The sequence below is a fragment of the Nocardia sp. NPDC056000 genome (assembly GCF_042269265.1).
In the GTDB taxonomy this organism is placed as follows: Bacteria; Actinomycetota; Actinomycetes; order Mycobacteriales; family Mycobacteriaceae; genus Nocardia.
Genome location: NZ_JBHJXS010000004.1, coordinates 179,601 through 191,803 on the forward strand (window position 1 = coordinate 179,601; position 12,203 = coordinate 191,803).

Below are 12,203 nucleotides of genomic sequence, written 5' to 3' on the forward strand. Positions count from 1 at the left end.
CAACGTATTACGTGTTCAGCGTCGGGATCAGTTACTGCCGGTCAGATTCCCCGGCATCGTGCGGGCTGCGGAGTCAAGGCTGGTTCGCAGCGCGAAGGAGATATCGATTAACAATATATTAGTATTGACAAACGATATGCCGTGATCGTACGTTGGGTGCGTGAACCGAGGCTCAGCGGTTTTTCTGCAGGTAGTCATCGCCCTGGTTGGGCTCGCGGCCCTCGCGATCCTGCTCGGAGAACCTCATCTCGAGGGTAGGAATGCGCACGCCACGCTCACCGAGATCTACTTCCACGATCCGTTCCTGGTGTGCGCGTATATCGCATCCATTCCGGTCTTCGTTGCGCTCTATCACACGGCGAAGTTCACCGGATACGCCGGGAGGAATCGCGTTTTCGCGCACGCGGCGGTGAAATCCCTACGGGCCATTCGCCGTTGCGCGATCGCCGTCATCGGATGTGCGGTGGGATTCGAAATCTATCTTGTCGCTTCCAACGGCTCCGACGATCGAGCGGGAGGCGTCGCGATCGGTCTGCTGATCATGTTCATTGCATCGGTGATCGCTGCGGGCGCGGCCCTGTTCACGCGGATCGTGCAGCACGGCGTGGACCTGCAAACCGAGAACGATCTGACGGTGTGACGAGACGATATGGCAATCGTAGTCAACATCGACGTCATGCTCGCGAAGCGAAAGATGACCGTCACCGAACTCGCCGAGAGAGTCGGAATCACGATGGCCAACGTGTCCGTGCTGAAAAACGGTAAGGCGCGGGCTATTCGGTTCTCCACATTGGACGCGATCTGCGAAGCGCTGGAGTGTCAGCCGGGCGACATCCTGGAATACAAGCAGAACTGATCCCTTCGAAGGGTCAGCGGGTTGAACACCGCTCGGCTTGCGCTGCTTGACCCTGACGTGGCGTGAGGGTGCATGGTGAGGAAGTGACTACTTCCGGAGGCTGGACAGTCGGACCGCTTGCCGAGGCCAGTGGTGTGACGGTGCGGACGTTGCATCATTGGGACGCGATCGGTGTCTTGAGTCCGTCTCGGCGGACCCCTGGCGGATACCGGGAGTACACCGGCGAGGACCTTGTCCGTCTGTATCAGGTCTTGGCGCTGCGTAGTTTGGGCTTGAGCCTGGAGTCGATCGTTGTCTGCCTCGATGCGGGCGTCGATGCGGCCCGGGTCGTCGATGACCATCTGCGTGGTGTCGAGGCGTCCCTCGCGGCACTGGATGCAGTGCGGCGGAAACTGGTGCGGCTCGCTGCCGAATTGGCGACCGATCAGGGTGCGACACCCGAGACACTGCTGCAGGCGCTTGGTGCGCTCGGCGGTGCGAGCCCGGCGAGCGAGCAGGTACTGAACCGGCATCTCGATACCGATCAGATCCGACGACTCGATGCTCGGTCGACGGCGCTCGGCCCCGCGAAACACTATCTGTTGGAGATCGAATGGCCCGAGCTCTATCGCAGGGCTGATCGGCTGCGGCGGGAAGGGGTGGATCCCGCTGACGACCGCGTTCGACGCCTGGCGCACCGCATGGACGAGTTGAGCGCGCTGTTCACCGGTGGGGACGCCGGGGTTTCGGAGGGAGTTCGTAATGCCTGGCGTGACAACCCGGCTGCCATGTCCGGTGATCCCGCCGCGCCCGCCGATGAGTGGCGAGCACTGGCGGACTATCTCGACCACGCGCGCCATGACCCCACCCGTGAATAACCGCCACCGAAATCATGTGCTGCGCAAAGGAGTAACTCCATGAACCGCCGAGCACGCCTGTCCGTCGCCGTCGCTTCGATGGTGCCGATGGGACTGGGTGTCCTCATCTGCTGTCTGCTGGTCGCCGCGGGAACCGAACCCGCCGGTGTGGTGTCGGCGCTGGCACTCGCCGCCGTGATTATGGGCATCTTCACCTATTTTCGGTTACGCCGGACACCGCCCACTCGACGCGGGCGAACCAGCGCCGAGAACAGCAATCCGTGAAAAGACGTACCGGTCAAAGTGCCTGTATCGGTTCGGATACCGGCGCAAACTGGTTGTGTCCCTTCATGAATCGGCACTGGAGTACGCCATGCTCGTTCTTACCGATCACAGCAAATCCGGCAGCACGGAGACCTTTCCGCAGAAGGACTTCATCGAGGGGGCGAAGATGCTGGCGGACAGGGTCGATCCGCCCACCAAATCGGCTGGGACGCTACACAAGTTGCTCACCGTCGTGGTCCAGGTCGCCATCGAGGACACCGAGAACACCTACACCGAACAAGACGTCGCCTACGCATACCGCAAACTGGTCCGGCTGGCCAAGGCGCGGGTGACGAAATGGCAATCCGATTCCGCCGCATGTGATTTGTTCTTGGCGGACAAGGAAGAGAACGGTCGGCGTGCCGGCTGGCTGAGCAAGATCCAGCGGGAGCAGGACAAACGGCTCGACAAACTCGAGCAGAGCGATTTCGTGGTGTTCACCCGCGGCACCGATCCGACGCAGGCGCTCAACATCATGACCTACGAGACCTTCGGCGGTGTATGGCCCGGTCCGCAGCGCACCGACAAGCCGACCGAGGAGCAAGCGGGCGTGCAGACCGGTTTCGGCATCAAATCGACGAGTCAGGGGCGGCTGGAGGAGTGGTCGCTGGGCACCCTGGATGGTTTCTCGACGGGCGGATACATGCTCATCGCGGCGGCGAAACCGACTGCGGTACGGCTGCCTCCGGTGAAGGTGCGTGGCGCGGGCGAGAGCGGTGTCACCGGGTTCGCCGATCAACGGCTACTCGGTGTCGCAATCCTGAAGGCCGGTCCCAAATCCAGCGCCGATCCGCTGGAACGGGCGATCGAGGGCGTGATGAAACAGGGACAGGACAACGCGGCAAGCGCCTTGCGCGACGCCATCCTGCATCGCTGACGGTCCGGCACACAGCTGGGACCATCCGTAACTGCCGACCGTCCCGCTGGCCAACCGGCCGCTGTGCTGCCGGTTGGCCAGCTCGGACGACTATCTCAGGCGCAGGCCGATGTCGGCGACACACACTCAGGACGGGTCGGGCAGGTGGATCGAGGCGAGTTTGGCCGGATCGACCACGATATGAATAGTGGTGATCCGTCCCTCGGTAACGCCAAAGGCGATGACCGACAAGACAGTTCCGTCGGTACGCCAGGACATATGCCCGGGAATGCCGTTGACCAGCACGGGCCGGTGACGGGCGACCTCCCCGGAGAACATTCGGGCACCGGCGGCGACCTTGGTCGCGCCGAGCGTGACCACCACGCCATCGGTAGTGTCCACGGTCAACTTCACGTTCGGATCGAGCACGCGAAGTAGTGCCTCGAAATCCCCACCCCGGACAGCGGCCTGGAAGGCGTGGACGACCTCTCGGTGTTCTCGACCGCTACCCGTCTGCCGGTCTCCGGCGTGGACTTTGCGGCGCGCGCGACTTGCGATCATCTTGGCGGCGTCGGTGGATTTGCCCAGGATCTGGCCGATGTCGTGGAACGGGATTGCGAACATGTCATGCAGCACGAACGCCAGCCGCTCACTCGGGGTGAGTGAATCGAGCACGACGAGCAGCGCGAAGCCGACTGAATCAGCCAGCGCCACTTGCTCATCCGGCGTGAGGTCGTCGTCGGGCGTCACCACGAAGTCCGAAAACTCCTGCCCATAGGTGGTTTCCGGGCGGGCCTGACGCGACCGCAGCAGGTCCAGGCTGATCCGGCCGACTATGGTGGTCAGCCAGCCTGCCAGGTTGTCGATGCTCGCCGTGTCCTGACGGGCGAGACGCATCCAGGCCTCCTGCACCACATCCTCGCTGTCGACGTGCGAACCCAGCACGCGGTACGCGACCGCGCGCAGCCGATCGCGCTGGGCTTCGAACGTCTCGATGACGACGTCGGAGGGATGGGTAGTCACGGCTTGCGCTGCTGACGAAGCGAGATCCGATTGCCGTCCGGGTCCGTCGCCTCGGCGCGAACCCCGAAGGGATAGTCCTCGGGTTCGGATGTATCGAAGGTGACGCCGCGTGCGCGCAGGAGCTCGAAATCCTTTCGCAGATCATCGGATTCGAGGATGAGCGGACCGGGCGCGGCATTCCGGCCCACAGCGGCCGGCTGTCCTGCGGCCGCCGCGTGCGGCCACAGGATGATCTGCACCGGGCTGTCCGCAACACCGACGGTGAGGAAACGCCCGTCCGGCCCGGCGACGTCGATCCGCTTGTCCAGGCCGAGTCGCTCGGTGTAGAACTCCAGCGCGCGGTCCTGATCGGTGACGTAGATCGTCACGTACATGATGTTGGTCAGCATCTCGTTCTCCATGTGCTCGTCGAGGTGACGACCGTCGAATTCTGTCGTCGCACCTATGACGAGGGCTCGCCGGGGAAGGTAACAGGACCGTTCGCTGACGTGGTTCGCTCATCCCGTCCCGACACGTCACCGCTGTCGCTGTCGCCTGCCTCCGTTAGCCTCGATGATTGTGCCGACGTCGTTTCCCCTGATCGATCCGTATGCCGACGGTCTGCTCGAGGTCGGTGACGGTAATCGCGTGTACTGGTGTACCAGCGGCGATTCCGCCGGTCGACCGGTGCTGGTCGTACATGGTGGGCCGGGCAGTGGGAGTAGTGCGCGAGCGCGGAAGTCGTTCGACCCGAACATCTTTCGGATCGTGCAGTTCGATCAGCGCGGGTGCGGGCGCAGTATTCCGAACGCCGCCGATCCGGACACGGATATGGCGGTGAACACCACTGAGCACCTGATCGGCGATATGGAGCGGCTGCGCATCCATCTGGGCATCGACCGCTGGTTGCTGTACGGCGGCTCCTGGGGTTCGACGCTCGCCCTCGCTTACGCCCAGCGATACCCGGAGCGAGTTACCGGCATGGTGCTGATCGGTGTCACCACCACGCGCCGCCGTGAGATCGATTGGCTGTACCGGGGTCTGGCGCGGCTGCTGCCCGCGCAGTGGGAGCGATTCCGCGCCCTGGTCCCTGGCGACGGTGACCCGGTCGAGGGCTACCGTCGGCTGCTCGAACACCCGGACTTAGAGGTGCGTCGCACTGCCGCGGTCGAGTGGTGTCGCTGGGAGGACGCTGCCATCGCACACGAATCCCAAGGCAGCCCAGGGCAATACAGCGCCAAACCCGACGCCGAGATGCTCACCTTTGTCCGGATCTGCACCCACTATTTCGCGCACGCGGCCTGGCTCGAGGAAGGGGTCCTACTCCGCGAAGCTCATCGGTTGGCCGGGATCCCCGCCGAACTCATCCACGGCCGCCTCGACCTGAGCGCCCCACTCGAAACCGCCTGGGACCTCGCCCGAGCTTGGCCGGACGCCCGCCTGCACATCATCGACGATTCCGGCCACACCGGCAGCCCCGCGATGGGCGAAGCACTCGCCCGCGCCATCGCCCGCTTCGCCGGGCCCAGTACCGACCGGTCACCCTTGAATTCGAAGCCCGAATGACAACGGGCAGAGATCATCTCGGCACGCCGAAGATACTGACGTCGGCGTAAGACATTTTGTGCCAGGCGATTGTCCAGGAATTGGCTTTTACCAGGTCAGATGTGCTGACAGCGATCTCACGGCATATCCAAAGCTATTGGCGATCAACGCATTCGCGCGAAATTCGCCGCTCGGCTGTTACATACTTGTGGCGAACTGGACACATGACACTCAGGAGTCTGCGATGCCCGAGTCCGACTACCCGAGCTCGGTGCCGGTAGGGGTGGACACCACCCGTGCCAGCATCGCCCGGGTTTACGATGCCTTCCTCCACGGGAAGGACAACTTCGAGGTGGATCGGGAGGTGCTGGCGCGAGTGCAATCCGTTGCGCCCCAGGCCACCGACCTGGCCTGGGCCAATCGTGACTTCTTGATTCGGGTGTGCCGCTTCCTGGTTCGCAATGCGGGGATCGATCAGTTCCTCGATCTCGGGTCGGGGTTGCCGACGGCGGAGAACACCCATCAGGTGGTGCAGCGCGTCGATCCCGATGCGCGCGTGGTGTACGTGGACAACGATCCGATGGTGCTCGCGCACGGTCGGGCGTTGCTGGCTGAGAACAACAAGGCCACCATCTCCACCGCCGATATCTTCCAGCCGCTGGAAGTGCTGAAGCACCCATCGGTTGTCGAGCATCTGGATTTCAGTCGGCCGCTGGCGCTGCTGCAGGTCGGGACGCTGCACCATTACCTCGGTACGGACGCGCCCGAGATCATGCAGACCTATATCGACGCCCTGCCGTCCGGGTCGTTCGTGGCGATTTCGCACTTCTTCGATCCGAAGGATCCCGAGGAGCCCGAGCTCAGCGAGCTGGCGGTGAACATGGAGGACAAGTTCATTCACAGTCCGATGGGCAGCGGGCGCTTCCGCACCCGCGAGGAAATCCAGGCCATGTTCGGTGATCTGGAAATGATCGAACCCGGACTGGTGCTGTGCGATGACTGGTGGCAGGACGGTCCGCGGCTGACCAATCTCAGCGCGGTGCGGCATTGCATCGTCGGTGGTGTCGGCCGCAAGCGGTAGCCCGAAGGTATCGGGCCGGGGGATCGGTCAGCCTGCGGGCGTACCGATTCCGGCCTGCTCGAGGACGCCGCGCAGCTGCGAAAAAGCTTGCGCGACAGTCGATAGCGATGAGCTCGGCAGATTGCTGCCGAGCAAATCGGTCAGGCACTCGGTGAAGGTGTCGTCCGTCGCCTGTACCAGGCGCATGCCGTCCTGGGTCAGTGCCAGCAGCGACGATCGGCGATCGGCGGGATTCGGTTGTCGCGCAACCCATCCCTGCTGCTCCAAGCGGTCGATGCCCTTGCTGATCGCTCCCACGCCCGCGGCGAATTCGCTCGCGAGGTCGGCCACTCGCGCGCCCGGATGATCGCGTAGGAACCGCAGGAATTCCAGCTGCGAGGTGACGATCCCGTGCCGTTCGCGCAGCCGATCGTTGAGCGCGTTGTACAGCCGCGTCTCGCACCGGACCAGATCGGAGAACAATCTCGGCAGGTCAACGGCCTCGCTCGCTGATATATATTCCATGGCATATAGTGTACTGGAAGATACTTCTTAGGAAGGTGCATATGAGCAGGGAGCAACGCGCGCAGATCGACACACTGCTACGCCAGCCGCGACCGGCCGGACCTCGATCGATCGACGAGATCCGCACGGGATTCCGGGCGCTGATGGCCCAAATGAACGTGCCGAGCGAGATACGCACTCGGCCCACCACCCTCGGCACCCGGCCCGCCGTGCTCGTCGAACCGACGAAAAGCGTGCGCCCCGGGACGATCCTGTATTTCCACGGCGGTGGTTTCGTCAGCGGCTCACCCGAGACCGCGATGTCACTGACCGCGAACCTGGTGACCCGCACCGGATTTCGAGCCGTATCGGTGGATTACCGGCTCGCACCCGAATATCCGTTCCCGGCCGCGATCGAGGACACCCTCGATGCCTACCGGGCCCTGCTCGACAGTGGCGAAGACCCTTCGGCCATCGCTTTCGCCGGTGACTCCGCAGGCGGGGGACTGACCATCACCACCTGCCTGGCCGCTCGCGATGCCGGATTGCCTGTGCCCGCGGCGATCGTGGCGTTCTCACCCGGCCTTGACGCGACGCGCACCGGCGACAGCATGCGCACCAAAGCGGGTATCGATCCGCTGTTCACCCGCGAAAGCCTCAACCACAACGGTGCCATGTACGTCGCGGGCCAGGACCCGCATCAGCCGCTGCTCAGCCCGGCTGTGCTCGCCGACCTCGGCGGCTTTCCGCCGCTGCTGCTTCAAGCAGGCAGCAATGAAATGCTGCTGGACGATTCCACCCGCTTGGCCGAGCGCGCCCGAGCCGCCGAGGTGGATGTCATCCTCGACATCACCGCCGACGTACCGCACGTCTTCCAATCCTTCACCGGCACACTCGATGAAGCCGACCAGGCACTGGACCGTGCGGCGCTCTTCCTCATCCAGCACCTCGGCGTTTAATCGAACGCGTCGGGGACGGTGGACAACAGCAGTTCGAGGAACTGCTCGGGACCATCGGCGAGCACATTGTGCCGAGCCGCCATCTCATGCACGTGCCACTCCGAGTCCCCTTGCAGCCGTTGATATGTCGAGGTGAAGGGACTGTTGTCGAACTGCGCCGCGTACACGTAATCCTTGCGCCGGAAGGTGTGCTCGGGTCCGATCAGCCGCAGGCGCTGAACCACCGACGCCAGTGGATGCGGTGTGGCGCGGGGGTCGAAGAACGGCAGCGGTGCGATCCCGATCCCGTCATCGGAGGCCCCGTCGATGTACCAGGCGCGTTGTTCATCGTTGGTGAGATTCCATGCGGCATCACCGTTTCCGGGAACGAAGGCATCGACGTACATCACAGCGTCGATCCGCTCACCCACCCGATCGGCCACGCCACTCACGACCATGCCCGCATAGCTGTGTCCAACCAGGATGACCTCGTCCAAGCGCTCATTCTCCAACAGCGCCAGCACATCACGGATGTGCGTATCCAGATTCACCGAGGCGTTGAGCAGATGCGCCCGGTCCCCGAGCCCGGTCAACGTCACCGCGTACGCGGTATGCCCCAACTCGCGCAACCGCTGAGCGACCGGCTCGAACCACCAGCCACCATGACATGCGCCAGGAATCAGAACGAACGTGCTCAACGCGCCCACTCCTCTGTCGTCTTCGGACCGATGGTGACTATTCTCGGCTATCGATCAGACGCCCTGCATCGGCTGGTGCGCAAAGGGTTTTGCGCGGGGGTGACTGAAGATCTGGAGCAGGCAACCGGAGTCACTCGTGTGTAAGCGCAGTCGATAGTCGCCGTACCCTGCGGGCAGCGGTGGCAGCTCATGGCGGGCTCCGGCGAGTTCGCACAGATACACCCCGCCCGCGTGGAATCGAGAGCTCAGCTCGGCGATCTGCGGGTAGGAGCGATCGGGCCCGGGGTCATCGAGTGCGGTGACGACAGTAACCGCCATCTCGCCGTCGTCGACCGGCGCCCAGCACAACGCCGCACCGGGGACGGCGTCTATCGGGCCGAGGGAGGTGGCGTGCGGCGGGATCGGGAGAATCTCACCGATCTTGTTCGGCCATTCGAGCAGAAAGAACTGCCCGGCGCGGATGCGCAGCACGAATTCGTGTTGCTCGGTACCTTCGCGCCGATCCGGAGCATAGTAAGCGGGAATATCGCTGATGCCTCGTGTGGCAAGGTATTTCGTGTATTCGGCGTCGGTGATCCGTCGCGTGCGATCGACGATGCCGGGAACGTCTCCCGGCTCGGGGTACTCCTGTTGGCCCATCACGGCGAAACCGCGCGCCGGTTCGGCGGGGTCGGGTTTGTGCCACCTGGACACCTTGAGCATGCCGCAGGACCGGCAGGCGATCCGGCTGATGTTGATCGTGTGCCCGGACTCGTCGATCTCGGTATCGGTCACCACGAGTCTGTCGCGGTCGGGAAAGTCATGGCGGTCGCCGCACTCGTCGAAGATCAACGCCATCGCCATATCGTGACGACTGGGGAATTGCACGCCGATCACCCTCTCGGTCGGGACAGTAGTGCATGGCCGCGCTCGGGAGTCAGCGTCTCGGCCAGGATCGGATCTGCCAGTAGCGCGATCGGAGCGATGTGGTCGGGCGTTCGCGGCCGCCATCGCACCAGCGCCGCGCCCACCGCTTCCCAGAGTGCATCCGGATCGTCGGCATGCTCGCGCAAAGCCTGCCGGATCAGCGCATTGAATTCCGGATTCCCGAACTCGAGTTCGGGACCGCCGCGCCGCAGCCGGGCCTGATACTCACCGATGATCAGATGCATCCGCTCGTCGAGCATCGCCGTTTGCAGGACCGTGCTCTGGTACGGGCGCGCGTTCGCGGCATGATCGGCGAACAGCGTCGGCAACAGTTCCGCGGTGAACAGCGGATCGTCGCGAAAATTGGCGAATCCCGGTGCCGCGGCGACCCATCGGCGCAGCGACTGCGTAGTGTCCATGCGTTCACGATTGAGGAACATCTGGAGTTGCGCCCGCAGCACGGTGGCACGGTCACGCCCGAACTTCTCGGCCTCCTCCAGCAGCTGTGCCGCCGCGTCGACCGCACCGGCGAGCGCGGCCGCGCGGGCCTGCTCGACCGCCGTATCCCAGTCATCGCGAGTTTGGCCCTCGGGCTGGTCGATATTGTGGAATGTGGCGTAGAGGTCTTCCATCAGCGCGGTGAACGACGCGAACCTCCGGGGGCCATCACTCCAGGAGGACAGGATGTAGGCGGCCCATTCCCCCTCGGCGTCGACATCACCCGGATCGAGGAACAGGATCTGCGCGTCACCCTCCCGCGAGATCAGCAGCCCACGGCCCAGCGGATTGCCGTCCTCGGGAGCCGGATTCTCATCGAGGAGGTCCTTCCAAGCTTCTTCCCAGAACGGTTCGATGTCCCGCAACCACCCGATGTCGGACGTGTCCAGCATCTGGTCAACGAAAACCCCCGCATGCCGCCAGCCATCGGTCGTCAACAGAAATTCGCGATACGACGGCGGCAGCGTCCGCCCGATCCGCCCCTCGGCCCCCGCGATCGCCTCCTCGCTCGCCGGTGCGAACCCGAGCCACCCATCGCGCAGGATCTCCGGATCCTCCTGCCCGGGTTCGCGGCTGCGAATCCACTCCTGACTCCAGCGCGACAACCACGGTCTCCAACTCATGGTCGAGCACTGTGCCAGAAGGGTCCGACATGCTTGCTTCGAATTGCTGTCCCGCATCTGGCGGATCGGCCACCTCCGGGATCAGAGATCGATCACGACCTTGCCCCGGACGTGTCGGTCCGCTTGGAGTTCGACGGCCGTGCGGATGTCTTCGACAGGGAACGTCGCGGCGATGGGCACACGGAGACGGCCGGAGGCGATCAGTCGCGCGATGTTCTCGAGCGCATCGGGTGCGGCGTTGGCTCCGTTGGCGGCTGGGATCCCCTCGATCACGGTCGCGATGGTGCAGATGCGATTGTCCGGAACTCCGAGTTCGCGAGCCGCGTGCACGGTGTCAGTGCCGTGCAGATCCAATGCCGCTGTGACGGTGCCCATTTCGCGGACCCGGTCGGTGAGGCCGTCGCCGTATGCGACCGGTTCCGCGCCGAGGTCGCGCAGGTACTCCGCCGTCGACGGCGAACCGGTTCCGATAACTCGCGCTCCCGCGATTCGCGCCAACTGCACAGCGAACACCCCGACTCCGCCGCCCGCGCCGCCGATCAGCACCGTGTCCTGCGGACCGAGGTCGAGCACGTCGAGAGCGGCGGACGCGGTACTGCCCGCGATCGAGAGCGTGGCGGCGGTGCGATCATCGACCCCGTCCGGGGTGTGATGAGCGACCCCGCTCACGATGTTCCCGTCCGCGTCCACCACGACGAAATCGGCGATCGCCCGGGACAGCGCCGTCCCGAACACCCGGTCACCCACCGCGTAACCGCTTACGCCCGTACCGATTTGATCGATGACACCCGCGTAATCGGTCCCGAACCCGACAGGCAGGCTCAATCCGAACCGAGCTGCGGTCTCCGCATCCGCGGTCATCACCCAGTCCATCGGATTCAATCCGGCCGCCGTGACCCGAACCCGGATCTGCCCATCTCCCGCCTGAGGTTCAGGCACATCCTGAACGGTCAATACCTCAGGGCCACCGAATGATTCGAGCCGAACGGCCCTACTCGCGTCAGCCCGCCGTCCACCATTGCGCTGCTGCATATTCGCCGTCTCCTCGCGTTCGTGGAGCCATCGGACCGAGCCATTCCCACCGTCATCGATCATCGCAGGATCGACAACCCGTGAACGAACGACACGACAAATCGATCACCAGCCCGAGCGCTGTACAGCGGCCGGCAGTGAGCCGGCGGGTGTCATTCGCCGGGAAGCAGGTCCGGATCCAGTTTCGAACTCGCGCCGAGCACCTCTATCCCGACAATGACGCCATTGGCGTCGAGATCGAGATTGACCATGCCCCCGACCGCGTTCGGATCAACCGGAACCACCGTTGCCACACCCCCGGGCGGAATCTCGCCCGTCAAATATATGTACGCGGCATCGGCCACGGGGTCATAGGTGACTCTGGGTTCGATCATGCTGACATCCTGCCTCTACCAACGAATCCGACGTGTACCGCGCGCACTGCTCACTGATCCGGATCGAGCGATTGGAACCACCTGGTATGGCTCGCGCAGGTGCTCGGGACGTTCGGTCGGAACATATCGCTTGACCTGAACATTGGTTGAG

General features: G+C 64.1%; 16 protein-coding genes. 8 read left to right on the plus strand and 8 right to left on the minus strand.

The window, feature by feature from the left end:
* The first annotated feature begins 160 nt into the window (after positions 1-160).
* The 5 genes from ACFC4D_RS12930 (at position 161) to ACFC4D_RS12950 (ending at position 2,893) form a co-directional block, all read left to right on the plus strand.
* Positions 161-640: a DUF2975 domain-containing protein gene (locus tag ACFC4D_RS12930; protein WP_376062903.1), complete on the plus strand. Its 480-nt coding sequence runs from the start codon at positions 161-163 to the stop codon at positions 638-640.
* Positions 641-649: 9 nt separating this feature from the next.
* The gene (locus ACFC4D_RS12935; RefSeq protein ID WP_376062904.1) at positions 650-856 is read left to right on the plus strand and encodes a helix-turn-helix domain-containing protein; all 207 of its coding nucleotides are present in this window, start codon (positions 650-652) and stop codon (positions 854-856) included.
* An 83-nt stretch (positions 857-939) separates the two neighbouring features.
* Positions 940-1,713: a MerR family transcriptional regulator gene (locus ACFC4D_RS12940; RefSeq protein WP_376062905.1), complete on the plus strand. Its 774-nt coding sequence runs from the start codon at positions 940-942 to the stop codon at positions 1,711-1,713.
* A 39-nt stretch (positions 1,714-1,752) separates the two neighbouring features.
* Complete coding sequence (locus tag ACFC4D_RS12945; RefSeq protein ID WP_376062906.1) at positions 1,753-1,977, plus strand: hypothetical protein; 225 nt, start codon at positions 1,753-1,755, stop codon at positions 1,975-1,977.
* 88 nt (positions 1,978-2,065) lie between these two features.
* Positions 2,066-2,893 (plus strand): hypothetical protein, encoded by an 828-nt coding sequence (locus ACFC4D_RS12950; protein WP_376062907.1) that lies wholly within the window; start codon positions 2,066-2,068, stop codon positions 2,891-2,893.
* Positions 2,894-3,019: 126 nt separating this feature from the next.
* Here the strand turns inward: ACFC4D_RS12950 and ACFC4D_RS12955 are convergent, their stop codons facing one another.
* Together ACFC4D_RS12955 and ACFC4D_RS12960 are read right to left on the minus strand one after the other, a co-directional pair.
* Entirely contained in the window at positions 3,020-3,895 is an 876-nt protein-coding gene (locus ACFC4D_RS12955) for a sigma-70 family RNA polymerase sigma factor (protein ID WP_376062908.1), read from the minus strand.
* Positions 3,892-4,284, minus strand: a complete 393-nt coding sequence (locus ACFC4D_RS12960; protein WP_376062909.1) for a VOC family protein — start codon at positions 4,282-4,284, stop codon at positions 3,892-3,894. The genes ACFC4D_RS12955 and ACFC4D_RS12960 overlap by 4 nt, the downstream gene beginning before the upstream one ends.
* Positions 4,285-4,447: 163 nt before the next feature.
* Here ACFC4D_RS12960 and pip point away from each other — a divergent pair, with 163 nt between their 5' ends.
* The gene (pip, locus tag ACFC4D_RS12965; RefSeq protein ID WP_376062910.1) at positions 4,448-5,440 is read left to right on the plus strand and encodes a prolyl aminopeptidase; all 993 of its coding nucleotides are present in this window, start codon (positions 4,448-4,450) and stop codon (positions 5,438-5,440) included.
* A 223-nt stretch (positions 5,441-5,663) separates the two neighbouring features.
* A complete protein-coding gene (locus ACFC4D_RS12970) occupies positions 5,664-6,500 on the plus strand; it encodes an SAM-dependent methyltransferase (RefSeq protein WP_376062911.1) in 837 nt (278 codons plus the stop codon).
* 27 nt (positions 6,501-6,527) lie between these two features.
* On the opposite strand, the gene ACFC4D_RS12975 is transcribed toward ACFC4D_RS12970, so the two are convergent.
* A complete protein-coding gene (locus ACFC4D_RS12975) occupies positions 6,528-7,004 on the minus strand; it encodes a MarR family winged helix-turn-helix transcriptional regulator (protein WP_376062912.1) in 477 nt (158 codons plus the stop codon).
* A 41-nt stretch (positions 7,005-7,045) separates the two neighbouring features.
* Between ACFC4D_RS12975 and ACFC4D_RS12980 the strand changes: the two genes are divergently transcribed.
* Entirely contained in the window at positions 7,046-7,942 is an 897-nt protein-coding gene (locus ACFC4D_RS12980; RefSeq protein ID WP_376062913.1) for an alpha/beta hydrolase, read from the plus strand.
* On the opposite strand, the gene ACFC4D_RS12985 is transcribed toward ACFC4D_RS12980, so the two are convergent.
* The 5 genes from ACFC4D_RS12985 to ACFC4D_RS13005 form a co-directional block, all read right to left on the minus strand.
* On the minus strand, positions 7,939-8,628 hold the full coding sequence (locus ACFC4D_RS12985) for an alpha/beta fold hydrolase (RefSeq protein WP_376062914.1): 690 nt from the start codon (positions 8,626-8,628) through the stop codon (positions 7,939-7,941). The genes ACFC4D_RS12980 and ACFC4D_RS12985 overlap by 4 nt on opposite strands.
* Before the next feature lie 45 nt (positions 8,629-8,673).
* The gene (locus ACFC4D_RS12990) at positions 8,674-9,486 is read right to left on the minus strand and encodes a hypothetical protein (protein ID WP_376062915.1); all 813 of its coding nucleotides are present in this window, start codon (positions 9,484-9,486) and stop codon (positions 8,674-8,676) included.
* A gap of 5 nt (positions 9,487-9,491) precedes the next feature.
* Complete coding sequence (locus tag ACFC4D_RS12995) at positions 9,492-10,646, minus strand: SMI1/KNR4 family protein (protein ID WP_376062916.1); 1,155 nt, start codon at positions 10,644-10,646, stop codon at positions 9,492-9,494.
* 81 nt (positions 10,647-10,727) lie between these two features.
* Entirely contained in the window at positions 10,728-11,678 is a 951-nt protein-coding gene (locus tag ACFC4D_RS13000) for an NADP-dependent oxidoreductase (protein WP_376062917.1), read from the minus strand.
* Positions 11,679-11,830: 152 nt separating this feature from the next.
* Positions 11,831-12,052, minus strand: a complete 222-nt coding sequence (locus ACFC4D_RS13005) for a DUF2283 domain-containing protein (RefSeq protein WP_376062918.1) — start codon at positions 12,050-12,052, stop codon at positions 11,831-11,833.
* Positions 12,053-12,203: the final 151 nt, after the last annotated feature.